The following is a 25,720-nucleotide window of genomic DNA, read 5'->3' as shown; positions in this document are numbered from 1 at the left end:
CTACGTTGCGCTCCGCGTGCGGCTTCTGCTTTCGCCATTGACATGCCATACGCTAACAAAAAACTATTGGGGTTTCACATGCAGCTATTGGGGTATCACTCCCGAAACACCGCAAACCCTTACCAGGAAAGGCTTTCAAAAATCTGGAATATGGCCTGACTAAGTGCTAGTATATTGATGGCGACTGAAGAAAAAATCCCTTTCGGAGATGTCCATGACCACCGAACCCAAATACAAAAGTGACGTTTTCAAAGCCATCTATACATCAGCAAATGCTCTATTTGAAGTTGGTGCTATAGACAGCACAACATTGCGCAATTTTGACCAGTCTTGTTTGGCTGTACCTGTGAAAAATGATCATCAACAAACCAAGGAATCTACCGATGAAAACACTTAAAGATGAGTTTCTAATTGGGTTTTACGAAGGCTGGTTTGTTTTCTGGTCGCCATTCGTAGGTTTTGCGCGTGCTGTTTCTGCTGTGTGGAAAGCACATAGGCAACAATCATGATGAAAAGCTTTTTAGACGGCTTCATTAAAGGCGCTCAAGAAGCGCCACGCGACTTTTTCATGCCAGCAATAATGCTTTGGAAGTTTCTTGGCAGGTCTATAGACGCAATATTAGTGAAGAAGGCTAACTAAACAATAGGCACGCCGATAAACAGGAGATCGAAAATGGCGATTGAATCCTTAATTGCGTTTGGTGCTGCAACCCTTGTCCTGCTTGTGATTTCTATCTATGCAAACAAACATCGAGCTGAAGATCACAAAAAAGACAAACAAGGCAAAGATAAGGAATAAGCCCGCGGCGTAATTGTATTTATTGTATTTATTGTATTTATTGTATTTATTGTATTTATTGTATTTATTGTATTTATTGTATTTATTGTATTTATTGTATTTATTGTTCACCTCATTTTGTCTCTATTGAAGGACTGATTATGGCTGTAGATCACATCATACTGCTTGTTATTGGGCTTGCTGGTTTTCTTCTTGGACTAAAAGCGCTAGCAGAGGCGAAGGCATATAAGTTGCGTCATCCCGCTAACGACAAATCAAGCGGCACTCATCCCGATTTGTAATCATTCGGAATTTTTACCGTATTTATGGATTGAAAAATGAGCTTAGAAACTGGATTGATAATGGCTAATGTGGTTTCAATTATCGGCGTGATTGCAATTGTTGCGCTTGCACTTTGGATTCGCAGTCACGACGATGGGGCAGATTTGCCAGGTAGTCACGTTCAATCTGGGGAACAAAAATGAGCCTTGAATATGGATTGGTAGCAACATTCGCAATTGTTGGTTTTGGTGGTGTTGGGCTTGCGGGTTTCGTTTTGTGGCTGCGCTTTCAAGAAGGCGCGTAATCACTTTTTGCAAGGCGTACGCACGAAAAGCTAACAGACATGAAAAAGCGCAAACCATTGACTGACGAAAACGGGGAAGTCCGTGAATTGGTGCAGGGTGATTACCATGATGCCAAGCCATTTTCGATGCTTTCAGCATATTTGCAATTAAAGCTAACCAGCCTGCGGGGTCGCCCTAAAGCTGCGATAAAAAACGAGAATGTCCGTGCCGTTACCAGCACGGACGCACCTACGCTACTTGAAATAACCGAAAAAATCAGCAATCTTGATGATCGCACCAACGATTAATGCTATGGCAATGCCAGCGTAAATGACATCGGTGCAATTTTGGCAAAACGGACGGTTTGAGCGCATTTGCTTACCTTTTCGAGATAAGAATTAAAAAGTACTTGAGCATATAAAACGGGGTAAGAAAAATCAACAGCCCCAGACGCAAGGCAAGATGCGCGCTAAACTTAACAAAGAATAATGCGGTTTTCTTGTTCTTGCCCCATTCGCCTTTGGCAGGCATGTAATCTGGCATTTCAATTTTAAACATGGTTTTCCTTTCAATAAAAATTAATAGTTTTGATGCTGCGGCTCACAAACCAAACAGCCAGCCAATGAAGGCGAAAACTGCGAAGAAGAAAGCGATAGTTGGTAGCATTTTCAATAATCCATTGTCGTAGTTTTCCATTTCAGAACCCCTTTAGATGAGCAAGGCAAGTCGCCTTACCCTATATGGCGATGAGGCGAAATTTGGAAGATACCCACCATTTTCGGCAGGTATCACCTATTGGTGTTTCACTCCCGAAGTATTGGTGTTTCACATGCAGTTAGACTTCTGGCTCGTGATCTTCCTCATCTTCGGGCAGGTCAAACGGCAAATACGCATTGCTGATCGTAGCTGGCGCAGGTATGGCTTCTTCCTCTTGCTTATGGGCTTGCGGCGTGTACTCGATAGCCTCAATCGGCTCTGCGGGGTTTGGCAATGTAACAGGTATGTCCAGCGAAATTTTTACAATATCGTAAGCACCACCAATCATTAGGTAACCCTCGCGTTCGGTTAAATGCTGAATCTCGCTCGCCAAAACGGTGCGCTGGCGTTGGATGCTGGTGTTCTCGCTAGTCTTGTCCTCGAACTCTAAGCCTGTGGCGTGGTTTTTGCCTGTGGACGTGCGCCATACTTCCTGATCACCTAAGGTTTTGGACATATACTCAGCGGTATCACCATCGCCTACACGCAGAATCAGCCAACTCGATAGACAGGATAGAAGTACGTTAGCCCCTTGGTGTCCGTAGTTTTGGCGGAATTGGTCGATGTTCTGCAAGCCTATCACTGCACAACCCCCTGATTTGCGGGCTTTGGTGAGGAAATCCGCAAGTGACGTTATTTTGTTGAGGCTCGCGCACTCGTCTATGATCAGCCAGGTGCGGCGGGTTTGGCTGGGTTTCTGCGATAAGACAACTTTACTCACAACGTCCAGAATCGTTGAAACGATAGGCTTCAACGCTGCAAGTTGATCATCCTGAAAAGTAATGAAAGCCCACTGGTTGCCCTCGCCTTCGGCATAGCGGCGAAAGCTAAAGGCTTCACGCCCCGCACTTTTGCTAAGATAGGAAAACGGTTTGAGTGCATTGGATGCAACAAATTTAACACTGCCAAACAAACGCTCATTACCCTCTTCAACGAGTGGCGCGGCTGCCGTGCCTGCGGTGATAACTCGCAATTCCTCGACTGAAGCAACGCAAACATAATGAAACAAATCGCCGTTTGTTGCCCGCCCTGATTCAAATAGTCTGAGCAATATGACTGATAGAAATGTTTGCGCAAAACCGTTAAATTGCCCTGCTTCGCCCTCCATGCTGGGTATTATTGATGTAGCTAAACTATCCGCATCCCATGGGTAACGCATTTCTGCAAACGGTGACCAGTCCACGCTTCGCTTATCAAACACATTGAACAATACAGGCGGGGTGGGTAGGTTGTTCGCATATCGGCTATAGAAACCACCACCCGCATCAACTACGATTACCTTTTCTTCTGGGTTTGCCCGCTTGATTATCTTGTCCATCATTTCGATGAACGCCACCGATTTACCCGTGCCCGTCGCACCTGCAAACAGAAAGTGATAGGGTTCAAGTTTATTAGGCACGGGCAAACCAGCGAGGCTTAAATCAGCCGTAACACCCGCTTTACGCATTTGCTTGATCACTTTGCCGTGGCTGGCAACTGACGAACCCCGCACATGGTTTGGATCGTCGTCTATGGCATTAAACCAATTCGCAATATGTTCCTTTGCTGCAAATTCCCATATGCTCATTACGACAAACACGCCTGCGAAGTAACTGAGCAAACTACTTAAAAACGCATCATGGTTTGCTGGGTTGATACTCAAAACCACACTTGCAACCGTCGGGATAATTAACAATTTGAATTTAGCATCATTGCCAGAATAGATATAAATCCGCGCAGCGATTAATGACAAAACCGCGATTATGAAAATGATGGCATAGATAGAATCGTACATTTTGTTTCTCCTGTTTTTTGAAATTACTCGTTCATTAGTTGTTCGTTTTCTTCGATGTCGCCGTCGAAGAATTTTGCAGTTTGTGTGAAAGCGCGTTGCTTGGCTTTTTCTAATATCTCATCTCGCTTATCTGCTGGAAGTAGTTGGTAAAGAACGTGGGTACTCGTTGCCGCCAATCTGAAAAGCTCACGATTTATTAGCATTTGCATAGCAAAGTTTTCATCGTTTTTTAGATTTTGTAATGATGAAATTAGCATCATTTTTGTATAAGTGCTTAATGGCAAACCGCTCGAATTTGCCAGGTTTTTAATTTGATCGAGTTCGTCTTTTTGCAACCTGATGGAAAGTCTTTCACTCATTTTTTAATACCTCATTTTTTAGCAATATCGCTACCCTATATGGCAGGGATGCGAAATTTGCACACGGCTTGCAATGCAAAAACGGCAATACGCGCAAGTTGGCTTCGGTGGTTTTTGCACTCTGTACGGCGCGGTTGAAACGGCACACAAACGGCGAAATATACGCCGCATAAATTGTTTATTGTCCGCACCAGCGGACTGTTATAAAATCTGGCTTACGATGCTGTTTTTGCAGGTGTCGCGGACGGATTTACGGTATGGGTGCGGACAGGCTGTAAGCCAGTGCTGGCGAGGGTTTGAATGGTTTGCATACACATGCGTAATGTGTGCCCGCTTCCCCGTGATTTTTGGGGAGGCGGGAAAGTGTAGTGAAACGGAACGACCTGATTTAGGTTTTGATGTTGCTGGCTAATCTGTTTCTTGATGCTGTTAAAAACGTAAATGTGAAAATGATGATAGTAACGAGTGGGTAAATGATGAATATGAGCTGGTGCTCAAATTGATAATCTGCCAACAAGTGAAGATTGAAATTTAGCAACATGGCATGTATTGAATCTGGTAAATGTTGCGCAAGCCAATATGTCAAATTTCCATCCACTGGCAAATAAAAAAACAACGATGCAGCGAACAAGTCAAAGTTGAAATTATGCTTATAGGCTTCGACAGTAAAACCAATAAACACCCCTGCGCAATATCCGACAAAAATAAGCCAGGCTAGAATTTTAATATTCAGTTTTAAGTTATTTACGTGATCAACTTTAATCATGATTGACCGCCTTGGGGAAATTGAGAATTAGCGTTTTGCGATTCTGTGCTAACTCCGTTTTGATACGATAACGCAATCTGTTCAAATGCAGTTTTCAAAAACTCGTCGGGCAAGTTTAGGATTTTTGCTTTATGCGCAATATCTGCAACAGTGATTTTACGTTTTTCTATTTTTTGATAATCAGCGATTTTTTGATTTAGCTGGTCACGTTTTTTGATAAGTACATTTACGCTCATGGTGCAAGTTCCTTTTTTAAGTCGAGTGAGCACACGCTCAACCTGATATGGCAACCATGCGAAATTTTAAGCACCAACAAAAATAACAAACGGACAACACGGCAAACGCCACAACACACTTTAGGAGAAACAAAATGAACGCAAAACAAATCATCACCAACAACAAAGCCATCCTCGCCGCCGCATTGCTCACCTTGAGCTTAACAGGCTGTGCTTTGACGCCTGCAACCGAATCCCTCAACTATCAAGCTCAAACAGGCATGGCGCACGTCGCTCATGCTGAGAATGTGACCGTTAATGTGGTTACTACGGATAGTCGGGTGGATAAGGCGATTAGCCATAAAAAAAACGGGTTTGGAATGGAATTGGCTGGCATTTCTGCTAGTGAGCCAGTTGAAGTTACCGTTGACAAAGCTCTTGAGCAAGAGTTGAAAAGTCGTGGATTCAATATCTCCAAAAATACCGAATTAAAAATCACTGCTGATGTTACTAAATTCTACAACGAATACCACATCAACCCGATTTATGCCAGCGCAGATGGTGATGTGAACATATCAATTTCAGTTTATTCAAAAGAAAGATTTGTTTATTCAAAAAATCTTTCTGGCTCAAACCACCTTGCGCCAGTATTTACAACTGGTGCAACTAAAGAAAATTTAGAAAAAGCCTTAGAAAAGGCTATGGCTGATTTATTCAACGATCCAGCATTTACTCTAGCCTTGACCTCTATCGCACCTGCACAAACCGCAGCAAACTAAATAGTACCGTACAAAACAAAAGCCCTAGACCGAAATCTAGGGCTTTTTTTAGCTGTTAAGTGACTTGTCACGAATATGTAGCAACTCTAACTGGCAAGCCTTTTCCAAATTTGGTTGCTCAGAAGCTTGTGCATACACAAATATCGCACTCACCAAATTGGATTTAATGTTTGCGGCTTGGGAATCTTTATACCCAAGCAATTCTAGCGCTTCTTTAAAATTGCACATCACTGAGTACCCATAGGCGCGTTATTTATCGGTTGCATAGGCGCAACCACTGGCGCGGCGCATTGCTCCGCTTGTATGCTTCCCACCGCATACCCCATCCCGCCTTGCGCAGTAGGCGTAGTGCATGATTTCAAGCGCTGGCGCATGGCATAGGTGCTGTTGTATTGAGCGTAACTATCTGGTCTCCATGTCGTGCCAGGGTCTTGCCCCATCGCCTTGCACTGGCTTACCGAGAATCCCAAGCCGCAATTACCTCGATACAGGCTGTCCTCACCAGTCATCCCGCCAGTTCCAGTTACAGGATTCACCATGTTATTTACCACCGAAGTCATTAAGCCTTGCTGTTGTTGTGAACTGGCTACGGTTGCCTGCACCCATCCATTGCCCGTTTGCCCGAAGAAACCTTGTTGTGCAGCGGTTAGGTCGCCCCCTGATATAACGGCATAAGCTATACCAACCGCAATAGCTGCATATAAAGCCGTCATCATCGGCAGCATTGCCAAGCCCACACCAAACGTAACCACAGCCAAAATCAGCGCAAAGAAAAACACAGTAAAGCTCGATTGCGAATCCACCCACTGGTACATCAAGTCCTCATTGGCAGGCATATTACCCCCCTTCCAGCGTTCAAACATCACCCCTGCTATGGCGACATGGGCTGGATCGTCACAAGACGTTGTGGTTACCCCTGCGGTTGAATTGGCACATATCTGCCCTGTCTCACCACCTACCCAACCTGCTTCCATCGCTTCCACATTTATTTAACGGTATCTGGGCATATATTTAGAACTTTCTTTCTGATTTTCAATGAATTTTTTTCGCGCTATCGAATCTATCGCTATCGCCGCAGAACTTGCCGCAGAACTTGCGCTTATTTTGCTTAAAAATTGCAAATCTGCTGCTTCTTTTTTTTGCTTTCGCTCTTTTTCGAGTCTCTCTTTTTCCTTTTTTATCAATGATTTAGCCTGCACAAATTCGCCATTTTTCGCTTTTTTAACGAATAAGGTTAGATTGTGATCGCGAAGCGAGCCACAATCTGAACCGTTTGTTGGACAAGCCCGGCATGGCTGGGGCGGGTGTTGCTTGAGCGCTTATGGAAATATCTTTTTGACTATGCTGGCATAACTGGACGCGTTACGCATCCCACCCGCCATTTCACGACCTTCACGTTGCCATTGCAGCAACTTATTCTATTCAACTCACCGTTTTTAGTCGGCTTTTCGGGCATGTTAACCCAATTTCAGCCTTCTTCAGGGCGAGCACGGCCATACCTGCCTAGTCTGGCAGGTGGGCGGTGTGGGCTGGTTTAGCGCATGGTCTCCCACCCTGTGTCATCTGCTCTGTGTTCCCGTTTTATAGATGGGGCTGATGTGGCTAGCGGTATCGCTTTGATACGTGTGCGCACTATCTTCATCACCCCACCGCAACATTGGCAACGTATCGCTGGTCTGGGTTGCGCTGGCGGCGGATTGTTCCGTCGCCATAGGTGGGTCAGCTGTAGCTGGGTGAGTAGTTTGCTATTGGGATGCAGGTAGCCAAAGTTGCGGGCGCGGCGGTAGCCTTTGGGCAGAATGTGTTGCAGTATCAGTCGCAGGAAGGCTACACCACTCAAGGTACGGGTTTCCATTTGTTTGGTTTGGCTGTTCCGGTAACGGAAGGTGACCTGACCATGCCGGTCGGAGAGGATGTCTTTCTCCTGTATCACCCCCCGATACAGATAGCGCCCAAGGTAGATCAGAGCGTGCTGTCCAGTGCCGACGGCTTTGCAATCCACCACCCAATCGGTCGGGTAATCGTTTGGCAGGGTGAGTCCTGCTTGTCTGATGCCTGCCAGTAATTTGGCACGAAATACTTTGGCCAGGGCTTTGTGGTTAAACAGGTAGTTGCCGTGTTTATGACGCATGCGTCGCTGTTTGGGGTTAAAGGCGACAGCGGGCATGACGAGATGCACATGGGGGTGATAGTCCAGTCGGCGGTTATGGGTATGCAGTACAGTCACCGCCCCTGCGCTGCCGCGCAGCTTGTTGTCGTTTTGGCTGAAGGTGTTGACTGTTTCCCACGCGCAGCGTGTGATCAAGTCATACATGACGCGCTGATGTTGCCAGGCCAGTGTGCGCAACTGGGCGGGCACGGTGAAGGTGAGCATGAAGTAGTTGGCGGGGATGGATTTGTGTAATTGCTGGTCTATCCAGCGCTGTGATTCGTGCGCCTGGCAATGCGGGCAATGCCGATGACCGCAGGAATGTGGCAGGTAGCTGGGTGTTTGACAATCATCACAGGCAAGTTGCATCCTCGGGCTCATCTGGCTACGGCAGGTTTGAAAGGCGGTTAAGGCAGCTTGCTGGCTGGGCAATAGGTGATGACCGTGTTGTGCAAGCAGTTTAGCTGCGTAGGTTGCTACGATGTGCGCCAGTCTGATCATTTGACTTTGCCCCAATGAATGTGGAATTTCTCCATTAATTGATTAAGGCGAGTGTGTGCGCTCTGATGGCGTTGTTCGGTGAGGTGGGTGTAGCGGATGGTGGTGAGGATGGACTGGTGTCCGAGTATCTGCTGAATTTCGAGTAAATCGATGCCAGCTTCTATCAGGTGGGTGGCATAGCTGTGGCGCAGGCTGTGTGGTGTAATTCTTTTTTTAAGCCACAGTCACGGGTCACTTGACCCAAGGTGGTCTGGATACCACCACGATCCAGCGGGGTGCGTGCCAAGTGCGATTTGGCAAGACCGCCGTGTCGATTAGGAAAGAGCAAGCTTGGGTTGCGATGGGTGAGCCAGAAACGGCGCAATACCTGCAAGGTGTTCTCTGATAACGGCACCAATCGATCACGGTTGCCTTTGGCGTTGCGTACTTGCACCCGCATCCGATCCGCATCGATATCCCCTACCTGCAAGCGTAAGCCTTCGCCTAATCGTAAGCCCAGGCTGTAGAGGGTGAAGAAGAATACGCGGTAGCTCAATACGCGGGTGGCCATGAAGATTTGTTGTGCCTGGGCGACGGTAATGATGTCGGGCAGGCTATATGACTTGGGTGGTTTAACCAGATCCGCACCTGGCCAGGGTTGGCTGAGTACATGGGCATAATAGAACTTCAGTCCATACAGATCATGTTTGAGCGTACTCCATGAATGGGTATCCAGGATGCGAACAAAATAGTCGGTTAATTGTGGCTTGGTGAGCGCGTCTATCTGGTCATTAAAATACACCGCTGCGCGCCGTACGCCGTGTGAATACAAGGCGATGGTTTTAGGCTGCATGCCTCTGAGCTTGAGGCAATTCAGCAGTCGCTGGTGATTGTGCTCGAAGTGCGCGGGGATGGGTGTGGGGGCTGTCAATGTCGTCTCCTCGTGGTACAGTAATCAAAATTCCATTGCTGGGGGAGACGAAATTATGCTGCGTAATTTGATGGTTCGGGAATATTTCTCCGCGATAGCGGCTTCGTTCAACTACCCCTGCCAGCCAGCTCATTGGATTTTTAATGCTTTTGTCAGCCATCCCAGCCACTAGTTCATCCACTACCTGCTGGGCTAAATCTGTCTGTAAACAAGAAGTTAGCTTAATAATTTGGCTTGAGTAGGGCTGAAGCTGATTTGAGAAATTACTACTACTCTCACTCTCCATATCCATAATCTGTGGGGAGTGGGTGTGGGTAGTAGTTGTATTTATGTTTGTATTTGTATTTGTATTTATATTTGTCTCACGTTCGTTTTCGGCTCTCTTGACGTCCATTTTTTTAACTTCTTTATGTTCGTTTTCGTCCCTCTTGCTCTCCAATTTCAGCCTTCTAGAAGTCTGAAAACAGCCGTCTGTTGAATCTATTGGGCTTGAGAGCCATTCCATGTATTTTTTGAGGTCAATCTTGTAATAATTTCGCTTTGGCAAGCCCATTTGCTTTTCCGCGAGCAGCCCTATGTCCCTTAATTTTTTTCTGATACAATTTTGCGAATGCTTCGTGATTCCGAGGCAATTTTCAAAGCTTTTGAGCCGCCGAAAAATTTTTTGATTTTCATCATCATTTTCTTCACTCGGCGAAATCGGATCAACCTGGTTAAGAAAAAACCAGCCATCTGCTTTTTCACAGACCGCCGATAAAAAAACACACTGCTGTAGAAATCCAGCCGCTTCAATTCCCCCTATTTTTTGTATCACAGCTAGGGGGATGGAAACATGCAAGCCATTGATTTTTTTAAAAATCTCGTACTCATTCATCTCACACCCCCATCCCAAACAGGTCGTTGCCTGCCGCCAAATCTTGGATTTGGGCCTTGTAAATTTGCTGCGCCCGTCGCATCGTGATATGAAGTTTGTCCGAGAATTCGCGGGTTGATGTAATTACACAAACAGGCAATTCTGGCCGTGGTTCTTCAACATATTCTTCTCTTTCATCCACCACATCAAAACCTTGCGATTCAAGCACAGCAAGGCTTTGAGCGTGACCTAGCGGGTCAACCGCGTGCCAAACGTTGTTGATTTTGCGGACGTTATAAATCTTCGAAAGCTCGGGCAGGGTTAATCTATGTTCTGCATACAGCACATAGATGTCAGACAAAATATCATCACTTGATGATAGGTTTAGTCTTATAATTTGATGGATAAATGGCGTGTTTTTAGCGTAAAAATCGCCGCAGATTTTTGGAAGGGCAGCTAAAATTTTTGAAGTGGAGGTGTTCATTTTGTTGCACCCCCATTTTTATTTTTTGGTGGGCGACCACGGCCTCGGGCTCGTTTTGCGGGCGCGATCTCCATCATTTTCATTTTTTCGACTTTGGAAGCTGGCTCTTTATCTGACCGCAAGCTGTTGTAATAATTGATTATTTCTTCAACTTTTACTACTCTCCGCCCACATTGGACGAGAGTTGGAAGAGGGAAAGTGCCAGCCGATATTTGGTTTCTAGCCGTTTTTGTATTGAACTCAAATACTGCGCAAGCTTTCGATAGTGGGACAGTCAATAAGCCCGCAAAATTATTTTTGATAAAATTTTCGATGAACATGCACCTACTCCTAATTTTTTGCTACAAATCCAAGCCGCAAAGCGGTATAAGTTATTGAATTTTAAGCAGAAAAATTAGGAGATTGCACCAAGCGTGGGGTCAGGGTGATTTGGACAGTGTGGCGGGTTGGTGCTGGGGGTGGAACGAGGCGTGAAGCGAAATGAGAAACATAATCAGCACTATCTTTGCTGATCGCCTTGCTGAAATTAGCCTGAGCCGCAAGTCTATTTTCTTCAAACTCGTGACTTTTCTCAATTTTAGCTACCTTGGCGGCGGGCACACCATCGTCTAATTGAATGTTGTTTTCTCTCAGCGCGAAACACCAAAGAGCCGAACAATACGCAAGAAAAATCGAACCAAAGATAGGTAAAAAATGAATCAGCAAAACCGCGCTGAAAGTCAGGACGAGCAGGAGGATCGGCATAATGTCGCCCCGCGTGTCTTTCTTTCCTTTGTTGATCAAATTAAGTCCCATTTGATAATTATAAATCACCATCAATAATTAATCAACATAATTTACAATTATTTTCAATTAAATCAATGTGTTGTAATAACCATTTATTATTGGGTGTCGCAACCCCTGCAAACAAACATGTTCAAGCAGCTTCAATATCTCAATTATTTTCTATACTTATTCCAGGGACACTTCGGGGACAATTGCGCGATTATGCAGAATGATATTAAATTATTTTCGGGGACAAAACGGGGACACTGCGTAGACAAAAGCGGTGTTTTTGGCTGCTTGACAAGATTTTATGAATGCTCTGAATTGCTTGCAACGTGATGATTTATAATTACTTTTGGCGGAGAGAGGGGGATTCGAACCCCCGTTGGGAATGACCCCAAACACGCTTTCCAGGCGTGCGACTTAAACCACTCATCCACCTCTCCGTAATTCTTAACCAGCATTGCACTAGTCAAGAAAGTGCGCAAGGATACCGTATTCACTTATTTTGAGCAAGATTTAATCAATTCGCACCCTAGCCGACTGTCTAATCAAGCCAAAAATTGGTATGATTAGCTATTCCTAATAATCATTCACGATGACTGCTCATGGCGCATGCTGAATTATCGCTGCTAGAACAACTATCAACCAATAGTGCTCATTATTCTGATCCATTGACTCGCCTGGATTGGCAGAGTCTGGATGCTAATCGTCCCTGGTTACCTGATGAGGCGGTTTCGTTGTTTGGTTTACCAGAATATGACGAATTATCTAACGCCCTAAAAGTTCGCTTATCACAGTACGAATTTACTGGTTTTATCCAGGCTGGCATTTGGCTGGAAGCCATATTCATAGAGCGTTTATCAAAAAACCTCAGACATACACAGTCAACACAAGAACTTGCTTATTATCTACACGAAATCCGTGAAGAATCGGGGCACAGTCTGATGTTCCTGAAACTGATGGAGAAGAGTGGCTTACGTCTGCCTGGCGTATGGCGGCATCGTCCTTTTGTAGCTGATTTTCTCGGTCGTCACACACCGTTGAATACCACATTATTCTGGCTGGCTGTAACTATAGGCGAAGAAGTGCCTGACCGCTTAAATCGCTATGTCCGTACTGAAGGAAAAGATAAAGTCGACAATGTCATCCGTCAAATGTGTACTTTGCACATTATCGATGAAGCGCGACACATTGCTCATGCACGCAGCGCGCTGGAAGCCAGCCTCAAGCATTGCAGTACACTGCAACGCAAATTACTGACACCGCTTATCAACTTGTTGATACAACAATTTGTCCGCACATTCTACTTACCAAGTGCGGATGTCTATGAACTTGCGGGTTTGAGCCACGGCAAGCAGTGGCGTGAAATGGCGCGCCGTAATCCTGCCCGACGCGCTTTTATTTTGAAATGCCTGAATCCGACGTTACATATGTTGCGTAGCCACGGCTTTGCTGTCCGCGACCCGCAACTCTAATTAAATCGCTTCGTCGCCCTGCTCGCCAGTACGTATACGTACCACTTGCTCGACGTTAGTCACAAAAATCTTGCCGTCGCCTATCTTGCCTGTACGTGCTGCAGTGACTATGGTTTCAATTGCCAATTCAACCAGATTATCTGCAACCACCAATTCTATTTTCACCTTAGGCAAGAAATCAACTACATACTCTGCACCACGATAAAGTTCGGTGTGTCCCTTTTGCCGACCGAAGCCTTTAACTTCAGTCACGGTCAAGCCTGTTACACCCACACCAGATAGCGCTTCGCGAACTTCATCCAGCTTGAATGGCTTAATTATTGCATCTATTTTTTTCATTTCATCATCCTGTCAGGGTTAAAACGATTGGTAATGGGGTAACGTCTGTCTTTGCCAAATGCTCGCGAGGTAATGCGGGTTCCCACTGCCGCTTGCCTGCGTTTATATTCGCTACGATCTATCATACGTACAACACGTATCACATCATTTGCATCCAGACCTGCAGCAATCATATCGGCTATACTATCATCCTGCTCAACATATCGTTCTATTATGGTATCGAGTATTGCATATTCAGGCAATGAATCCTGATCAGTTTGATCTGGGCGCAATTCGGCTGACGGTGGTCTATCTATAATCCGTTGCGGAATAATCGGACTGATTTGATTACGATATTCTGATAACTGATAGACCAAGGTTTTGGGTACATCACGCAGAACAGCAAATCCCCCGGCCATATCACCATATAACGTAGCATAACCTACTGCCATTTCAGATTTATTCCCCGTCGTAATCACCAGCTTACCAAACTTATTCGACAACGCCATCAACAGTGTTCCACGCACACGTGCTTGCAGATTTTCTTCTGTCAAATCAAATGGCTTACCAGCAAAACTCGCTTTCAAACTTTCCAAAAACTGCTGATAAACAGGATTAATGGCTAGCTCTGAGTATTCCACACCCAACCCCGCAACCATCTCGCGGGAATCGGTCACACTGATATCCGCAGTGAACTCGGAAGGCATCATCACGGCATGTATTTTATCCACACCCAATGCATCGACGGCTATTGCCAAGGTCAATGCCGAATCTATACCACCCGACAATCCTAACAATACCCCAGGAAAACCATTCTTACGCACATAATCCCGCAAACCTAATACCAATGCCTGATAAACACTAGCGTGCATGGATAATTCCGGTGCAATCGTTGAAGCAGTTGGCGAGACACCATCTAGCATCACATAGTACACGTCCTCAACCATGGCTGGGCATTGCTGGGTTAACTTACCATTAGCATCCATCGCAAATGAACCACCATCAAACACCAACTCATCTTGCCCACCTACCAAATTGCAATACAGCACAGCAAAGTTGTTTTCAGCGATACGCTCACGCACTACCGCATGACGTTCGCTTAATTTATCAATATGAAATGGCGAGGCATTCAACACCAGCAGCACTTCTGCCCCTGCGTCCGCCGCGCAATAAGGCGCGGCATCATGCCAGACATCAGCACAAATATTGACGCCAAACTTCACCCCACCCTGCTCAAATACACAGGCGTCGGTTCCAGCAGTAAAATACCGCACCTCATCAAAAACGGTGTGATTAGGTAAGCTTTGTTTGCGATAAGTGGCGATAACCTTGCCATCACGAATAACGCTCGCCGCGTTATAAAGATGCCCATCAGCTTCCGCCGGATGTCCAACAACTAACGTAATCCCTTTCGTGGCACACTTTAACTCAACTAATGCCGCATCAATTTGAAGATGAAAATCTTCACGAAACAATAAATCCTCAGGTGGATATCCAGACAGCGCCAGTTCTGGCGTGAGCACCATATCCGCCCGTTCGAGTTTAGCCTCAGTAAGCGCATCAATTATCTTCGCAGTGTTGCCTGCTATATCACCTACACAGGCATTGAACTGAGCGAGCGCAATTTTCATCGCTGCATCGCTTTTTGCACCGCTATTCCCATCTCCGCAGGCGATGCAGCAACTGATACACCAGCATCACTCAGTGCACGAATTTTCGCCTCCGCCGTACCACTACCACCCGCGATAATTGCACCAGCATGCCCCATGCGTTTACCCTTGGGTGCAGTTTGACCGGCAATGTAAGCTGCAACTGGCTTAGTCACATGATGCTTAATATAGTCAGCGGCTTCTTCTTCACGCGTACCACCAATCTCGCCAACCATGATAATCGCTTCAGTTTCGCTATCCGCTTCAAACAATGCCAGGCAATCTATAAAATCCAGACCTTTAATCGGATCACCGCCGATACCTACACAGGTGGTTTGTCCTAAACCTAATTGCGTAGTTTGATGCACCGCCTCGTAAGTCAACGTACCTGAACGCGAAACGATCCCGATTTTTCCACGTTGGTGGATAAAGCCAGGCATGATGCCAATTTTGCAAGCATCAGGCGTAATAATGCCCGGACAATTTGGCCCGATTAAACGCGCGCCATTGGCACGCAATGCGGCTTTAACATTAAGCATATCCAAGACTGGAATGCCTTCGGTAATACAAACAATCAGCGCGATGCCCGCATCAGCGGCTTCCATAATAGAATCAGCAGCATAATTGGCTGGTACATAAATCACACTGGCATCTGCACCAGTTTCACGTACCGCATCACGTACGGTATTGAATACAGGTAAACCTAAATGAATTTGTCCACCTTTACTCGGCGTCACCCCACCCACCATTTGGGTGCCATAAGCAATGGCTTGTTCAGAATGGAAGCTACCTTGTTTACCGGTAAAGCCCTGGCAAATAACTTTAGTATTTTTATCGATCAGGATACTCATGCAGACACTCCTTGCACGGCGGCCACGGCACGCTGCGCGGCATCAGTCAAATTGTCAGCAGTAATAATATCCAGGCCACTTTCCAGTAATTTTTGTTTACCCAACGCCACATTTGTACCTTCTAAACGTACGATGACAGGGACACTTACGCCCACTTCCTTCACCGCAGTAATAATGCCATCAGCGATAATATCGCAGCGCATAATGCCACCGAAAATATTCACCAGAACAGCTTTAACCTGACTATCCGACAAAATAATTTTGAACGCGCGCGCCACTGTTTCTGCTGTTGCACCACCGCCTACATCCAGGAAATTCGCAGGTGCACCGCCATGCAATTTAATCAGGTCCATAGTCGCCATTGCCAAACCTGCGCCATTGACCATGCAGCCAATATTGCCGTTAAGCGCGATGTAATTCAGACCCGCTGCCTGCGCGGCAACTTCTTTGCTGTCAATTTGCGTTGTGTCTGCCATATCAGCAAACTTTTTTTGGCGAGCCAGCGCATTGTCGTCTATCGCCATTTTGCAATCCAGCGCCACCATACGGCCATCTTCAGTGATGACAAGTGGATTAATCTCCAACAAGCTCAGATCAGACTCAATAAACAGCTTATACAAAGCCCTCAACATGCGCGTCAAATCACCAACATGCGCACCTGACAAACCCAAGCCAAAAGCTAAATTACGACATTGAAAATCCTGCAGTCCCAATATAGGATCACAATATTCACGCAAAATTTGTTCAGGATGCGTCTGCGCAACCTCTTCAATTTCCATCCCACCCGCACTGGATGCCACTACTGCGACGCGTTCTGTCTCTCTATCAACCAGCACACTCAAATATAACTCACGTGCAATTGACAACGTTTCTTCCACTAACAAACGTCCTACTAGCTGCCCTTCAGGTGCATTTTGATAAGTCACCAATTGTGAACCCAACAATGCCGCTGCTGCAGCACGCAAATCATCCAATGAACGCACTAAACGCACACCACCAGCCTTACCACGGCCACCTGCATGTATCTGTGCTTTGACCACCCATGCTTCACCGCCCAGATAGCCTGTCGCTGCTAGTTCAGCATGAGTAGCATCTTCAACCACAATACCTCGTGGCGTGTTAATACTAAATTCGCGTAATAATTGTTTTGCTTGGTATTCGTGTAAATTCATTTCTATCGTTTCTTATAAATACGGGGATGTAATTAAGGTAGTTGCAGTGTAAAAACCGCACCGCGCGGGTGTTCATTATTATGCAATAATAATTGACCCTTACGGTCTTTATTTACATGCAACTGAGCGATCGCATTGGCAAGATACAAACCTAATCCCTGACTGGTTTGCATAATTGAAGCAACGGGATCTTTCAGCAAACTGTCTGAGTAACCTTCACCATCATCAGTGACTTCCAGCACCAGCATTTGATCAGCTTCATACGCACTGATTTTGATTTCATGACGCGCAAAACGTAACGAATTATGTATCGCATTCATCATCGCCATTTCCACCAGATCGCGATCAAAAAACCAATAACTTGGTGCCTGATCAACGTCTTTGACTATATTTATTTTGTCACCCGCCAACACTTGTGCATTACGCACAAACTCATCAACAAAATCAGCAGGTGAATAATCCGCGATATTAGGGCGCAAGCGCTCAGATTCCAGATTAAACAGCAATATCATGCGTTCCATGCAGTCATTCACACGATGACAGAGCAGACGGGAATCAGTAATTGCGGCTTCAGTTGATTGCACCTCATCCAACTTAAATACCAACAACGCCATTAAATTTTTCACTTCGTGCACATTGAGCGCGATGATGGTTTTAACATCAATATCAGCAGTTTCGATTAAGCTCATGTTATTTTTACTCCGAATTTTAAGCTGACATCTTTCATCAATGCATTGATTTTTTTATATTTCTCAAGATTTCCATACTTGGCCTCATGCTCACGTAAAAAATGACGCGCCAGATCCATGTTTTCTTCATTCCAGCCATTTCTGTCACTATCTACAATCATGGCGTGTGTTGCATTCAGTGCAACCTGCACATTCTGTGGCATCCGTTTGGCAGCACTCACCAGCAATGCTATCGCACCAGCCAAATCGCCTTTTTTCGCTAACAACACACCTTCGTTATTAAGTTTAATCACATCGCGAACGCTGTTATCAACCAGACTACCCACTTCATCAGCACGCCCTACTTTCTCCAACATCTGACGCACCATGCTTTGTACTTTTTCATCATCGTAAAAGTTACTGACCATATCTTTTACTAAAGCGCGGCCTTCCTCAACTTTGTCATTCAGGAAACAGCTTTTTGCCAAATCCAGTTTTGACGCATCTGGAATTGCGATACCGGTTTTTTCTTGTACATCCAACGCTTTTTGCAAAGCCAACTTGGCAGCAGCTTCATTTTTAGCACTATGATGAATCAAACTCTCCATCACTGATGTCGCCATTTCTAATTCAGGTGTCTTATCAAATGATTTCTTTGCATCGGTCACCAGAGACAACGCTTTATCATGCTGACCTTCATCCAGATGCACTCTGGATAAACTAATAAAATCGCTGGGTGAACGGAAAAAAGAAAAACGTCCTTTATCAACAACAATGCCAAATGCACGCTTAGCCTTGGTTAAATCGCCATTACGGTACGCAATTTCACCCACACGTGTCTGGCGCGACAAGGTTTCTGGTGAAATTTCGACGGCCTTTTCCAATATGGTTTGCGCTAATTCAGCATTGCCTTTGGCCTCATACTCCTTAGCCAACAAGTCATAGGCCTCAAGATATTGCGGGTTGTCCTCAATTGCCAACTCCAATGTCTCAATTGCTTCATCATCCAGGCCAGCCATACTCAGAGTCTTGGCCAAACCTATACGCGCCCAAGGAATCGCACGCGCAGCAATCACTTGTTCATACAAGACACGCGCCTCTTCATGCCTGTCGAGCGAAATCAGCAATTCGCCTTTCATGCGTATCAGATCTATGGTGAATTTACTTTTTAATGCCAGCAACCGATCACATTCAAGGATAGCTTCTACTGCATTACCCTTTTCCAGCAATTCATAAATGACAGCAAAAGTTTCTTTTTTCTCAAACACACGTTCTAACCGCAAGCGCATGGTTTCTGCAGTAAACGGCTTGAGCAAATAATCATCTGGCGCCAGTTCTGCGCAGGATACGACCTTTTCATAACCACGCTCTGCGGTCACCATCAGAAAGGCCACACTAGGCGCAATCAGACCACCGCGACGCAATTGCTCTAGTATTTGTTGCCCATCACTGCCTTCACCTAGGCAATAATCACATACGATAATGTCGAATGAACGCTGCCGTATTCTGAAAACAGCTTCGTTACCAGAGTTCGAAGTCTCACATTTGCTAATGCCGAAATTACTCAGCGTATTCTTCAACGAAGAACACATAGCTGGACTATCATCGATAATCAATACACGTTTTTTGCTGAAATCCATCATATCGCAACTGGCGCCTTAATCGCAGGATAAGGATCATAGTCAACCAGCTCAAAATCTTCGAAGGTGAATGCAAACAAATCTTTAACTGCTGGATTCAAACGCATGGTCGGTAATGCACGCGGTGTTCGGCTCAATTGTTCTTGAGTCTGCTCAAGATGATTGCTATACAAATGCGCATCACCTAGCGTATGAACAAAATCGCCTACTTGCAATCCTGTCACCTGCGCCACCATCATGGTTAACAGTGCATAACTGGCAATATTAAATGGCACGCCAAGGAATATATCGGCGCTGCGTTGATAAAGCTGACAGCTCAACTTGCCGTCCGCCACATAAAACTGGAAAAAAGCATGACAAGGCGCCAATGCCATCTGATCCAGCTCCGCCACATTCCATGCAGAAACGATAATACGACGCGAATCGGGGTTGTTTTTCAGGTCATGTATGACGCGTGCGATTTGATCGATATGCCCGCCATCTGGTGTCGGCCAGCTACGCCACTGCTTTCCGTATACCGGACCTAACTCACCATTTTCATCCGCCCACTCATCCCAAATACTCACACCGTTGGCTTTAAGATAGGCAATATTAGTTTCGCCTTTAAGAAACCACAGCAACTCGTGAATGATAGACCGCAGATGGCATTTTTTAGTTGTCACCAAAGGAAAGCCCTGACTTAAATCAAAACGCATTTGATGACCAAATACAGACACTGTCCCCGTCCCTGTACGATCAGATTTTTTCACCCCATGCTCTGCAACATGCCGCATTAAATCCAAATATTGACGCATAGTTATCCTTAATTATTTTGCAACCCCAAATGCCGTTTCATCGTATCCCCTATTCCCAATGCCATTTGCAACCAGCGTTGCGCCAGTTCAGGTGGCAGATACGTTAACAACGTCTCCTCAAATATACGTAACCAAGTGTCAAAAGCCGCTCCATGCAGATTCAGCGCCTGATGTTTGCCGAGCATATCAAATGGGCGCGGGCCATCTACTTTACCGCCCATTACCGTCCACCAGTAATCCGCAATCAATGACTCATGTGATGCGAAATCTCCCATATTTGCAAAAAACGGACGCATCATTTCATTCGCCTGCAATCGCCCATAAAAATCATGCACCACACGCTCCACATTATCGCGACCTATCTTATCGCATAACGGCTCAAGTTTGCGCCGTGGAGTAGGTTCGCCAATCTGCATCTATAAATCCTTGTAATGGTTGATATTGTTGTTTGTAAGCCATTTTACGACTATCTGCGACCCAATAACCTAAATAGAGGTAAGGTACACCCAATTGATGCGCCAAATCAATCTGCCAAAGCACGTTATACACACCCAGACTACGCTTGGATAAATCCGGATTAAAGAACGTATACACCGCAGATAATCCATCTGCCACCCTGTCTATCAAGCTCACCATCTGCACCTTGTCATTCTCGCGGAAAACCAGCAAATAACTCTCGACCTGGCTGGCGACTAAAAAGTGAGTATATTGATCTTTATCATCATGATCCATGCCCCCACCAGCATGACGCTCTGCCTGGTAACGCTGATATAGGGCGAAATGCTCAGGGTCATAATGCGGCGACTCTATGCTCACCGTCATCCCTGCATTTGCTTTCAACACACGACGCTGAGTGCGATTGGGTGCAAATTCATCGACAACTACACGCACAGGCACGCATGCACTACACTCACCACACTGCGGCCGGTAGGTATAAAACCCACTGCGTCTGAAACCATTACGGATTAATTCACTATAAACCAGTGTATCCACTAAGTGTGCAGGAGTCGCAACTTGTGAGCGTGCGGTCAGATTAGGTATATAACTGCACGGATATGGCGATGTAATATAAAACTGCAGCTGTATCGGAATTTCATGTAAATGCGTCATCACATCTCCGCGGAACCCCAAGGGGCATTAGGCACATCTACATTATGCTGCAAAATCTGCATAAAATCAGCCCTGGGTATCTCACGCGCGCCAAAACGAGCCAAATGTGCCGTATTCATCTGACAATCAATCACCTGAAACCCCCATTGCTGTAATTTTTTTACTAAATGCACAAACGCGATTTTAGATGCATCATCTACCTTGGCGAACATAGATTCGCCATAGAATACTCGACCTAATGCAACACCATACAAACCACCGACTAATTCCCCGTTTTGCCAGTTTTCTATACTGTGAGCACAGCCTAACTGATGCAATGACGTATAGGCAGCCACCATTTCGGGACTAATCCAGCTGCCATCCTGACCATGACGCGGCTGACTGCACGCCTGCATTACTGACGCAAATGCAGTATCAATACGTATTTCATAGCCGCCCTTACGCATCACCCGTACTAATGATTTTGGCACATGCAATTCTTGCGGAAACAACACCATGCGCGGATCAGGACTCCACCACAATATTGGCTGCCCCTCATTAAACCAAGGGAAAATTCCACGCTGATAAGCCGTTAACAGCCAATCCGCGCGCAACTCTCCACCCGCGGCCAGCAAACCATTGGGCTCCTGTAAAGCCAGGTTGACAGGCGGAAAATCAGTCCAAGAAGATAGCCAGGGTAACATTTTTAAAATTTATAAAAAAAATTGTTGACACATGTAAATATAAAAAGATATATTTATCCACATAACTTAATTAAAGGAGTTTACCATGAACATATTCACAACATTATTCCACTCAACCGTAGGCTTGATGAGCGCATTTACTGTAGCTTTTGCATTGGGCATGATGATCTGGTTTACATGGTTCTTTATCAAAAAATCCTACGGCCACGAATAAACCTATCGGCTTTATTGGTTATTTAGCCGATAAAGCCGTTAAATCTTGCAACACCGATTTAGCATGCTGTTGCGCATCTACAGAAACGTAAACCTTAGCAATTTTTCCTGATGGATTAATAATAAAGGTGTTACGTTTAGCAAACTTGATCACTAACAGGTTAGTGATAGAGCCATAACTGTCCGCCACGACGCCACCCCGATCGGCCAGCAATGGAAATGCCAGATGATGCTTCTTTGCAAACTCGGCATGGCTATCTGTATCGTCCACACTCACACCCAGCACAACCGCACCGAGTTGATGTAGCTGAAAAGCATCATCACGAAACTGGCACGCCTCGGTTGTACAATGCGGCGTATCGTCCTTAGGGTAAAAATACAACACCACCCATTGGCCACGATAATCAGACAAGTGCTGCACCTTGCCCGATTGGTCAGGCAAAGCAAAATCAGGTGCGTCCTGCCCAATTTTAGGCAAATCAGCAGCCTGACTAGTGCGCAGCCATAACATGGCAAGCACTATCCCTACCAATATAATTATCAGTTTCATATACAGTATTCCACAAATCAAAATTCTAAAATCACGCTATTCAAGGTAAAATGCGCGCTTGCCTTCGTAGCTCAGTGGATAGAGCATCCCCCTCCTAAGTGGACACAAGGGACACAGATTTTACATGTTTTTCAATAAAATCAATCATTTAAATCCACTCAAATCCGTTCAAATCCCCTCTAATCCGGTATAGAATTGTCCCAAATTTGTCCCATTTTTCATACTCATATAGTAAGTTATTAGTGGGTAATTGTGATGGGATTTTTGAAAAGAAGAATGATGTGCGTTTTGGTGCCGCCACCAGGAGTCGAACCTGGAGCTAAGGTTTAGGAAACCCTTGTTTTATCCATTAAACTATGGCGACACAGCCTTCTATACTACCATTTTTTAAAATCTGAGCCAATCTAGATAGTCAAAACGTTAAATTGCATTCCGAATTGAGCCACTTTGGCTAAATATTTTCATCAAATATTGCCCGCTTCAAGAACTTCAACCCATCGTGCCACATGAGCAATTATCAAATTAGGTGGGTCAAGCTAAAATGCAAAAATGGGAAAATCTGTGGTGCACAGTTAACATCATCGTGTATTTCGTCGGAAACATTCCACTATTAGAATTGCAAATAAACATTTGATTAACATTCAACAAACACAGGTAGTCAATTTTGGGTAAGTATCAACGCATTTAAGTTCATGAAGAGGGTATTTGAACCATAGACGACGTGTGCTTACACCTGACTTCATCAACCAGTGCTATCAGAACGTTATAAGGATTTTTACGTAATCCGCACTCCCATACGACTATAACCCGCCACCCTGACTTTATAAGCGTTTCAATATTATGTTGATCACGTAAAACATTCCGATCAAATTTTTTCTGCCATATTTCAAAATTACTCTTTGGTGAATAGGCAAGTTTACAGCCTGGATGTCGGTGCCAGAAACAGCCATTAACGAATATCACTGTGCGATAGCGCGGTAAAACAAGATCAGGACACCTAGGCAGGGTATAATCATGCAGCCGATAACGTAAACCTGCCCTATGAAGGAATCGTCGCACTACCATTTCCGGCGCAGTATCTTTACTTTTAATTCCAGCCATCATGCGAGATCGTGTTTTACTATCGACTATATCGGTCATTCCTGGTATCCTGGCCACTCTCTAATTAAAGTTAATATAGCAGCATATGTCCCAAGACGAACCTATCCCCATAGTTGATCTTTTCGCTGGCCCCGGCGGTCTGGGAGAGGGCTTTTCAGCTCTTGATAATGGCAACGCATTCAAAATATTAGTTTCAGCGGAAATGGAGACGTCAGCGCATCAAACTCTGAAACTGCGATCTTTCTTCCGAATTTTGAAAACGCAAGACAGCTCATCACTGGAAAGTTACTATCGGTTCTGTAATGGTGAATCGGATACAGAATATGATGACAAATCCTTGCCTGCATGGGAAGAAGCCAATAAAGAGGCACGTCGTATCACTTTGGGGACAACCACAGGCAATCTTGAACTCGACACGATACTAGATAAGGAAAAAATTAACGCCTCAAAGCCATGGATATTGATTGGCGGACCACCCTGTCAGGCTTATTCACTGGTAGGACGTTCAAGGAACAGAGGAAAGACCGATTATTGTCCAGAACAGGATCATCGACATTATCTTTACCGCGAGTATCTTCGAATTATTCAGGAATATCAGCCTGCCGTTTTTGTGATGGAGAATGTCAAAGGTATTCTGTCATCTACAATTGATGGCCAGAAAATCTTTAATACCATATTGCGAGACCTTTCTGACCCTAACTTAGCGCTCGGAAAGTCACTAGGCCGAAGCTACAAAATTCACTCTCTGGCTGTTCCTACTTACTTTGAAAAAGGTATGGATCCACAAGATATCAACGCACATGATTTCATCATTCGCACTGAAGAATTTGGCATTCCGCAGGCCCGTCATAGAGTCATTCTTATTGGCATCCGGGAAGATATAAATGTCAATCCCAAGCTTTTAGATAAAGTTTCAGAATTCACTGTTCAGGATGTGATAGGAAAACTCCCCCGCTTACGCAGCCGTTTGAGCAAAGGGGGTGACAATGCCGAAAAATGGACGACAACAGTTAAACAGCATTTGCAAGAACTTCATGCAGAAGCCTCAAAAAGAAAAGAATTGCATGAATTAACAGCCGTTCTGGATAGGCTGAAACATGCAATAGATTCTGATCTTGATTTTGGAGCCTTAAGGTTAGATATTGAAAATCAACCGGCGATACTCAACTCAAAACTAGATGAGTGGTACCGTGATAACAATCTGAAAGTTATACTGAATCATGAATCCAGAGGACATATGTCTAGTGACTTAAGACGTTATATTTATGCAGCCGCATATGCCGAAGCCTATGGACTTTCCCCGAAGGGGCATCAACAATTTGATCTGGAAGGACTACGACCAAACCATAACAACTGGGAAAGCGGGAAATTTTCTGACCGTTTCAGGGTGCAACTCAAAGGACGACCATCCACAACCGTAACCAGTCACATTTCGAAAGATGGGCATTACTTTATCCATCCAGACCCTGCACAGTGTCGTAGCTTGACAGTGCGGGAAGCTGCACGCCTACAGACCTTCCCGGACAACTATTTTTTCCAGGGAAACCGAACACAACAATTTCACCAAGTTGGAAATGCCGTACCACCTTTGCTTGCAAATAAAATTGCGAAAATAGTCTTCCATTTACTCGGAAATTGAAATGTTTCCGGGACAAGTAGAGTGCGTAACAAGAACTAGCCATTTCTCCTCTAGGTCTGCAATTGACATGTCACACCCATTGTCGCTAACAATAATCTTGGATTTTGAACTACTCTCGAGATCCAGAATGGCTTTGACTTCGTTTGCGTCAGCATCGTAACTATTCTTACTTTAGCGTCCTGCATGTTGAAAGCAAATA

Annotated in this window: 34 protein-coding genes, 2 tRNA genes and 2 pseudogenes; 10 read left to right on the top strand and 28 right to left on the bottom strand. The window is 45.1% G+C overall.

Features of this window, described 5'->3' with window-relative positions; all coding sequences use genetic code 11:
- Positions 1–214 precede the first annotated feature (214 nt).
- From SFSGTM_RS05570 to SFSGTM_RS05555, 6 genes are all read left to right on the top strand, one after another.
- Positions 215–397, top strand: a complete 183-nt coding sequence (locus SFSGTM_RS05570; protein WP_162084322.1) for a hypothetical protein — start codon at positions 215–217, stop codon at positions 395–397.
- Positions 384–509 (top strand): hypothetical protein, encoded by a 126-nt coding sequence (locus SFSGTM_RS17175; RefSeq protein ID WP_269780086.1) that lies wholly within the window; start codon positions 384–386, stop codon positions 507–509. The genes SFSGTM_RS05570 and SFSGTM_RS17175 overlap by 14 nt, the downstream gene beginning before the upstream one ends.
- Positions 510–673: 164 nt before the next feature.
- On the top strand, positions 674–799 hold the full coding sequence (locus SFSGTM_RS17170; RefSeq protein WP_269780085.1) for a hypothetical protein: 126 nt from the start codon (positions 674–676) through the stop codon (positions 797–799).
- A 140-nt stretch (positions 800–939) separates the two neighbouring features.
- A complete protein-coding gene (locus tag SFSGTM_RS05565; protein WP_162084321.1) occupies positions 940–1,080 on the top strand; it encodes a hypothetical protein in 141 nt (46 codons plus the stop codon).
- A 36-nt stretch (positions 1,081–1,116) separates the two neighbouring features.
- Positions 1,117–1,263, top strand: a complete 147-nt coding sequence (locus SFSGTM_RS05560) for a hypothetical protein (protein ID WP_162084320.1) — start codon at positions 1,117–1,119, stop codon at positions 1,261–1,263.
- Positions 1,264–1,403: 140 nt separating this feature from the next.
- Positions 1,404–1,652 carry a hypothetical protein gene (locus tag SFSGTM_RS05555; protein ID WP_162084319.1) on the top strand — a complete coding sequence of 83 codons (249 nt, stop codon included), beginning with the start codon at positions 1,404–1,406 and terminating at the stop codon, positions 1,650–1,652.
- Between the two features lie 70 nt (positions 1,653–1,722).
- Here SFSGTM_RS05555 and SFSGTM_RS05550 read toward each other — a convergent pair whose 3' ends face one another.
- The 5 genes from SFSGTM_RS05550 to SFSGTM_RS05530 form a co-directional block, all read right to left on the bottom strand.
- The gene (locus SFSGTM_RS05550) at positions 1,723–1,902 is read right to left on the bottom strand and encodes a hypothetical protein (RefSeq protein WP_162084318.1); all 180 of its coding nucleotides are present in this window, start codon (positions 1,900–1,902) and stop codon (positions 1,723–1,725) included.
- Between the two features lie 277 nt (positions 1,903–2,179).
- Positions 2,180–3,874, bottom strand: coding sequence for a type IV secretion system DNA-binding domain-containing protein (locus SFSGTM_RS05545; RefSeq protein WP_162084317.1), 1,695 nt, complete (start codon positions 3,872–3,874; stop codon positions 2,180–2,182).
- A gap of 23 nt (positions 3,875–3,897) precedes the next feature.
- Positions 3,898–4,233 (bottom strand): hypothetical protein, encoded by a 336-nt coding sequence (locus SFSGTM_RS05540; RefSeq protein ID WP_162084316.1) that lies wholly within the window; start codon positions 4,231–4,233, stop codon positions 3,898–3,900.
- A 388-nt stretch (positions 4,234–4,621) separates the two neighbouring features.
- Positions 4,622–4,999 (bottom strand): hypothetical protein, encoded by a 378-nt coding sequence (locus SFSGTM_RS05535; RefSeq protein ID WP_162084315.1) that lies wholly within the window; start codon positions 4,997–4,999, stop codon positions 4,622–4,624.
- The gene (locus SFSGTM_RS05530; RefSeq protein ID WP_162084314.1) at positions 4,996–5,235 is read right to left on the bottom strand and encodes a hypothetical protein; all 240 of its coding nucleotides are present in this window, start codon (positions 5,233–5,235) and stop codon (positions 4,996–4,998) included. Before SFSGTM_RS05530 ends, SFSGTM_RS05535 begins: the two co-directional genes overlap by 4 nt.
- Before the next feature lie 134 nt (positions 5,236–5,369).
- Here SFSGTM_RS05530 and SFSGTM_RS05525 point away from each other — a divergent pair, with 134 nt between their 5' ends.
- Positions 5,370–5,993 (top strand): YajG family lipoprotein, encoded by a 624-nt coding sequence (locus SFSGTM_RS05525; RefSeq protein ID WP_162084313.1) that lies wholly within the window; start codon positions 5,370–5,372, stop codon positions 5,991–5,993.
- Positions 5,994–6,220: 227 nt separating this feature from the next.
- Here SFSGTM_RS05525 and SFSGTM_RS05520 read toward each other — a convergent pair whose 3' ends face one another.
- The 9 genes and pseudogenes from SFSGTM_RS05520 to SFSGTM_RS05475 all read right to left on the bottom strand — a co-directional run bounded on the left by SFSGTM_RS05520 (position 6,221) and on the right by SFSGTM_RS05475 (position 12,101).
- Positions 6,221–6,967 (bottom strand): hypothetical protein, encoded by a 747-nt coding sequence (locus SFSGTM_RS05520; protein WP_162084312.1) that lies wholly within the window; start codon positions 6,965–6,967, stop codon positions 6,221–6,223.
- Between the two features lie 15 nt (positions 6,968–6,982).
- A complete protein-coding gene (locus tag SFSGTM_RS05515) occupies positions 6,983–7,192 on the bottom strand; it encodes a hypothetical protein (protein WP_162084311.1) in 210 nt (69 codons plus the stop codon).
- 335 nt (positions 7,193–7,527) lie between these two features.
- A complete protein-coding gene (locus SFSGTM_RS05510) occupies positions 7,528–8,643 on the bottom strand; it encodes an IS91 family transposase (RefSeq protein ID WP_162083488.1) in 1,116 nt (371 codons plus the stop codon).
- Positions 8,640–9,475 (bottom strand): annotated as a pseudogene (locus SFSGTM_RS05500) (tyrosine-type recombinase/integrase). Before SFSGTM_RS05500 ends, SFSGTM_RS05510 begins: the two are co-directional and overlap by 4 nt.
- Positions 9,465–10,427 (bottom strand): hypothetical protein, encoded by a 963-nt coding sequence (locus tag SFSGTM_RS05495; protein ID WP_162084310.1) that lies wholly within the window; start codon positions 10,425–10,427, stop codon positions 9,465–9,467. Before SFSGTM_RS05495 ends, SFSGTM_RS05500 begins: the two are co-directional and overlap by 11 nt.
- 1 nt (position 10,428) lies before the next feature.
- The gene (locus SFSGTM_RS05490) at positions 10,429–10,890 is read right to left on the bottom strand and encodes a hypothetical protein (protein WP_162084309.1); all 462 of its coding nucleotides are present in this window, start codon (positions 10,888–10,890) and stop codon (positions 10,429–10,431) included.
- On the bottom strand, positions 10,887–11,210 hold the full coding sequence (locus SFSGTM_RS05485; protein WP_162084308.1) for a hypothetical protein: 324 nt from the start codon (positions 11,208–11,210) through the stop codon (positions 10,887–10,889). Before SFSGTM_RS05485 ends, SFSGTM_RS05490 begins: the two co-directional genes overlap by 4 nt.
- Positions 11,211–11,271: 61 nt before the next feature.
- Complete coding sequence (locus tag SFSGTM_RS05480) at positions 11,272–11,673, bottom strand: hypothetical protein (RefSeq protein WP_162084307.1); 402 nt, start codon at positions 11,671–11,673, stop codon at positions 11,272–11,274.
- Between the two features lie 338 nt (positions 11,674–12,011).
- Positions 12,012–12,101: transfer RNA gene (locus SFSGTM_RS05475), tRNA-Ser, on the bottom strand.
- A gap of 162 nt (positions 12,102–12,263) precedes the next feature.
- On the opposite strand from SFSGTM_RS05475, the gene SFSGTM_RS05470 reads away from it, so the two are divergent.
- A complete protein-coding gene (locus SFSGTM_RS05470; RefSeq protein WP_162084306.1) occupies positions 12,264–13,133 on the top strand; it encodes a diiron oxygenase in 870 nt (289 codons plus the stop codon).
- On the opposite strand, the gene SFSGTM_RS05465 is transcribed toward SFSGTM_RS05470, so the two are convergent.
- From SFSGTM_RS05465 to aat, 10 genes are read right to left on the bottom strand one after another with little or no spacing between them, the layout of a single operon-like run.
- Positions 13,134–13,472, bottom strand: coding sequence for a P-II family nitrogen regulator (locus SFSGTM_RS05465; protein WP_162084305.1), 339 nt, complete (start codon positions 13,470–13,472; stop codon positions 13,134–13,136).
- A complete protein-coding gene (locus SFSGTM_RS05460) occupies positions 13,469–15,082 on the bottom strand; it encodes an NAD+ synthase (RefSeq protein WP_162084304.1) in 1,614 nt (537 codons plus the stop codon). The genes SFSGTM_RS05465 and SFSGTM_RS05460 overlap by 4 nt, the downstream gene beginning before the upstream one ends.
- The gene (gene sucD / locus SFSGTM_RS05455) at positions 15,079–15,951 is read right to left on the bottom strand and encodes a succinate--CoA ligase subunit alpha (RefSeq protein WP_162084303.1); all 873 of its coding nucleotides are present in this window, start codon (positions 15,949–15,951) and stop codon (positions 15,079–15,081) included. The genes SFSGTM_RS05460 and sucD overlap by 4 nt, the downstream gene beginning before the upstream one ends.
- Positions 15,948–17,123 (bottom strand): ADP-forming succinate--CoA ligase subunit beta, encoded by a 1,176-nt coding sequence (gene sucC, locus SFSGTM_RS05450; protein WP_162084302.1) that lies wholly within the window; start codon positions 17,121–17,123, stop codon positions 15,948–15,950. Before sucC ends, sucD begins: the two co-directional genes overlap by 4 nt.
- Before the next feature lie 32 nt (positions 17,124–17,155).
- The gene (locus SFSGTM_RS05445; RefSeq protein ID WP_162084301.1) at positions 17,156–17,812 is read right to left on the bottom strand and encodes a sensor histidine kinase; all 657 of its coding nucleotides are present in this window, start codon (positions 17,810–17,812) and stop codon (positions 17,156–17,158) included.
- Complete coding sequence (locus tag SFSGTM_RS05440; RefSeq protein ID WP_162084300.1) at positions 17,809–19,434, bottom strand: response regulator; 1,626 nt, start codon at positions 19,432–19,434, stop codon at positions 17,809–17,811. Before SFSGTM_RS05440 ends, SFSGTM_RS05445 begins: the two co-directional genes overlap by 4 nt.
- Entirely contained in the window at positions 19,431–20,225 is a 795-nt protein-coding gene (locus SFSGTM_RS05435; protein ID WP_162084299.1) for a thymidylate synthase, read from the bottom strand. Before SFSGTM_RS05435 ends, SFSGTM_RS05440 begins: the two co-directional genes overlap by 4 nt.
- Before the next feature lie 8 nt (positions 20,226–20,233).
- A complete protein-coding gene (locus SFSGTM_RS05430; RefSeq protein ID WP_162084298.1) occupies positions 20,234–20,641 on the bottom strand; it encodes a group III truncated hemoglobin in 408 nt (135 codons plus the stop codon).
- Positions 20,604–21,335: an arginyltransferase gene (locus tag SFSGTM_RS05425; RefSeq protein WP_162084297.1), complete on the bottom strand. Its 732-nt coding sequence runs from the start codon at positions 21,333–21,335 to the stop codon at positions 20,604–20,606. Before SFSGTM_RS05425 ends, SFSGTM_RS05430 begins: the two co-directional genes overlap by 38 nt.
- The gene (aat, locus tag SFSGTM_RS05420; RefSeq protein ID WP_162084296.1) at positions 21,335–22,018 is read right to left on the bottom strand and encodes a leucyl/phenylalanyl-tRNA--protein transferase; all 684 of its coding nucleotides are present in this window, start codon (positions 22,016–22,018) and stop codon (positions 21,335–21,337) included. Before aat ends, SFSGTM_RS05425 begins: the two co-directional genes overlap by 1 nt.
- An 85-nt stretch (positions 22,019–22,103) precedes the next feature.
- On the opposite strand from aat, the gene SFSGTM_RS05415 reads away from it, so the two are divergent.
- On the top strand, positions 22,104–22,232 hold the full coding sequence (locus tag SFSGTM_RS05415; protein ID WP_162084295.1) for a DUF3149 domain-containing protein: 129 nt from the start codon (positions 22,104–22,106) through the stop codon (positions 22,230–22,232).
- An 18-nt stretch (positions 22,233–22,250) separates the two neighbouring features.
- Here SFSGTM_RS05415 and SFSGTM_RS05410 read toward each other — a convergent pair whose 3' ends face one another.
- The 3 genes from SFSGTM_RS05410 to SFSGTM_RS17300 all read right to left on the bottom strand — a co-directional run bounded on the left by SFSGTM_RS05410 (position 22,251) and on the right by SFSGTM_RS17300 (position 23,921).
- Positions 22,251–22,781, bottom strand: coding sequence for a peroxiredoxin (locus SFSGTM_RS05410; RefSeq protein WP_162084294.1), 531 nt, complete (start codon positions 22,779–22,781; stop codon positions 22,251–22,253).
- A 289-nt stretch (positions 22,782–23,070) separates the two neighbouring features.
- Positions 23,071–23,145: transfer RNA gene (locus SFSGTM_RS05405), tRNA-Arg, on the bottom strand.
- Between the two features lie 326 nt (positions 23,146–23,471).
- A complete protein-coding gene (locus tag SFSGTM_RS17300; protein ID WP_162084293.1) occupies positions 23,472–23,921 on the bottom strand; it encodes a very short patch repair endonuclease in 450 nt (149 codons plus the stop codon).
- Between the two features lie 46 nt (positions 23,922–23,967).
- On the opposite strand from SFSGTM_RS17300, the gene SFSGTM_RS05395 reads away from it, so the two are divergent.
- Complete coding sequence (locus SFSGTM_RS05395; RefSeq protein ID WP_162084292.1) at positions 23,968–25,521, top strand: DNA cytosine methyltransferase; 1,554 nt, start codon at positions 23,968–23,970, stop codon at positions 25,519–25,521.
- Here SFSGTM_RS05395 and SFSGTM_RS17295 read toward each other — a convergent pair.
- Positions 25,507–25,677: pseudogene (locus SFSGTM_RS17295) on the bottom strand (hypothetical protein); the annotation flags it as partial. The gene SFSGTM_RS05395 and the pseudogene SFSGTM_RS17295 sit on opposite strands and share 15 nt — an antisense overlap.
- Between the last annotated feature and the right edge of the window lie 43 nt (positions 25,678–25,720).

Origin of the sequence: Sulfuriferula nivalis (assembly GCF_009937995.1) — a bacterium.
GTDB classification, from domain to species: Bacteria; Pseudomonadota; Gammaproteobacteria; order Burkholderiales; family Sulfuriferulaceae; genus Sulfuriferula; species Sulfuriferula nivalis.
This window is presented reverse-complemented; position numbering and strand designations above follow the sequence as displayed.

What these genes read in the sequence shown, in the direction of transcription:
- SFSGTM_RS05570 (WP_162084322.1), top strand. Translation starts at nt 215, where the DNA reads ATGACCACCGAACCCAAATACAAAAGTGACGTTTTCAAAGCCATCTAT.
- SFSGTM_RS17175 (WP_269780086.1), top strand. Translation starts at nt 384, where the DNA reads ATGAAAACACTTAAAGATGAGTTTCTAATTGGGTTTTACGAAGGCTGG.
- SFSGTM_RS17170 (WP_269780085.1), top strand. Translation starts at nt 674, where the DNA reads ATGGCGATTGAATCCTTAATTGCGTTTGGTGCTGCAACCCTTGTCCTG.
- SFSGTM_RS05565 (WP_162084321.1), top strand. Translation starts at nt 940, where the DNA reads ATGGCTGTAGATCACATCATACTGCTTGTTATTGGGCTTGCTGGTTTT.
- SFSGTM_RS05560 (WP_162084320.1), top strand. Translation starts at nt 1,117, where the DNA reads ATGAGCTTAGAAACTGGATTGATAATGGCTAATGTGGTTTCAATTATC.
- SFSGTM_RS05555 (WP_162084319.1), top strand. Translation starts at nt 1,404, where the DNA reads ATGAAAAAGCGCAAACCATTGACTGACGAAAACGGGGAAGTCCGTGAA.
- SFSGTM_RS05550 (WP_162084318.1), bottom strand. Translation starts at nt 1,902, where the DNA reads ATGTTTAAAATTGAAATGCCAGATTACATGCCTGCCAAAGGCGAATGG.
- SFSGTM_RS05545 (WP_162084317.1), bottom strand. Translation starts at nt 3,874, where the DNA reads ATGTACGATTCTATCTATGCCATCATTTTCATAATCGCGGTTTTGTCA.
- SFSGTM_RS05540 (WP_162084316.1), bottom strand. Translation starts at nt 4,233, where the DNA reads ATGAGTGAAAGACTTTCCATCAGGTTGCAAAAAGACGAACTCGATCAA.
- SFSGTM_RS05535 (WP_162084315.1), bottom strand. Translation starts at nt 4,999, where the DNA reads ATGATTAAAGTTGATCACGTAAATAACTTAAAACTGAATATTAAAATT.
- SFSGTM_RS05530 (WP_162084314.1), bottom strand. Translation starts at nt 5,235, where the DNA reads ATGAGCGTAAATGTACTTATCAAAAAACGTGACCAGCTAAATCAAAAA.
- SFSGTM_RS05525 (WP_162084313.1), top strand. Translation starts at nt 5,370, where the DNA reads ATGAACGCAAAACAAATCATCACCAACAACAAAGCCATCCTCGCCGCC.
- SFSGTM_RS05520 (WP_162084312.1), bottom strand. Translation starts at nt 6,967, where the DNA reads ATGGAAGCAGGTTGGGTAGGTGGTGAGACAGGGCAGATATGTGCCAAT.
- SFSGTM_RS05510 (WP_162083488.1), bottom strand. Translation starts at nt 8,643, where the DNA reads ATGATCAGACTGGCGCACATCGTAGCAACCTACGCAGCTAAACTGCTT.
- SFSGTM_RS05495 (WP_162084310.1), bottom strand. Translation starts at nt 10,427, where the DNA reads ATGAATGAGTACGAGATTTTTAAAAAAATCAATGGCTTGCATGTTTCC.
- SFSGTM_RS05490 (WP_162084309.1), bottom strand. Translation starts at nt 10,890, where the DNA reads ATGAACACCTCCACTTCAAAAATTTTAGCTGCCCTTCCAAAAATCTGC.
- SFSGTM_RS05485 (WP_162084308.1), bottom strand. Translation starts at nt 11,210, where the DNA reads ATGTTCATCGAAAATTTTATCAAAAATAATTTTGCGGGCTTATTGACT.
- SFSGTM_RS05470 (WP_162084306.1), top strand. Translation starts at nt 12,264, where the DNA reads ATGGCGCATGCTGAATTATCGCTGCTAGAACAACTATCAACCAATAGT.
- SFSGTM_RS05465 (WP_162084305.1), bottom strand. Translation starts at nt 13,472, where the DNA reads ATGAAAAAAATAGATGCAATAATTAAGCCATTCAAGCTGGATGAAGTT.
- SFSGTM_RS05460 (WP_162084304.1), bottom strand. Translation starts at nt 15,082, where the DNA reads ATGAAAATTGCGCTCGCTCAGTTCAATGCCTGTGTAGGTGATATAGCA.
- sucD (WP_162084303.1), bottom strand. Translation starts at nt 15,951, where the DNA reads ATGAGTATCCTGATCGATAAAAATACTAAAGTTATTTGCCAGGGCTTT.
- sucC (WP_162084302.1), bottom strand. Translation starts at nt 17,123, where the DNA reads ATGAATTTACACGAATACCAAGCAAAACAATTATTACGCGAATTTAGT.
- SFSGTM_RS05445 (WP_162084301.1), bottom strand. Translation starts at nt 17,812, where the DNA reads ATGAGCTTAATCGAAACTGCTGATATTGATGTTAAAACCATCATCGCG.
- SFSGTM_RS05440 (WP_162084300.1), bottom strand. Translation starts at nt 19,434, where the DNA reads ATGATGGATTTCAGCAAAAAACGTGTATTGATTATCGATGATAGTCCA.
- SFSGTM_RS05435 (WP_162084299.1), bottom strand. Translation starts at nt 20,225, where the DNA reads ATGCGTCAATATTTGGATTTAATGCGGCATGTTGCAGAGCATGGGGTG.
- SFSGTM_RS05430 (WP_162084298.1), bottom strand. Translation starts at nt 20,641, where the DNA reads ATGCAGATTGGCGAACCTACTCCACGGCGCAAACTTGAGCCGTTATGC.
- SFSGTM_RS05425 (WP_162084297.1), bottom strand. Translation starts at nt 21,335, where the DNA reads ATGACGCATTTACATGAAATTCCGATACAGCTGCAGTTTTATATTACA.
- aat (WP_162084296.1), bottom strand. Translation starts at nt 22,018, where the DNA reads ATGTTACCCTGGCTATCTTCTTGGACTGATTTTCCGCCTGTCAACCTG.
- SFSGTM_RS05415 (WP_162084295.1), top strand. Translation starts at nt 22,104, where the DNA reads ATGAACATATTCACAACATTATTCCACTCAACCGTAGGCTTGATGAGC.
- SFSGTM_RS05410 (WP_162084294.1), bottom strand. Translation starts at nt 22,781, where the DNA reads ATGAAACTGATAATTATATTGGTAGGGATAGTGCTTGCCATGTTATGG.
- SFSGTM_RS17300 (WP_162084293.1), bottom strand. Translation starts at nt 23,921, where the DNA reads ATGACCGATATAGTCGATAGTAAAACACGATCTCGCATGATGGCTGGA.
- SFSGTM_RS05395 (WP_162084292.1), top strand. Translation starts at nt 23,968, where the DNA reads ATGTCCCAAGACGAACCTATCCCCATAGTTGATCTTTTCGCTGGCCCC.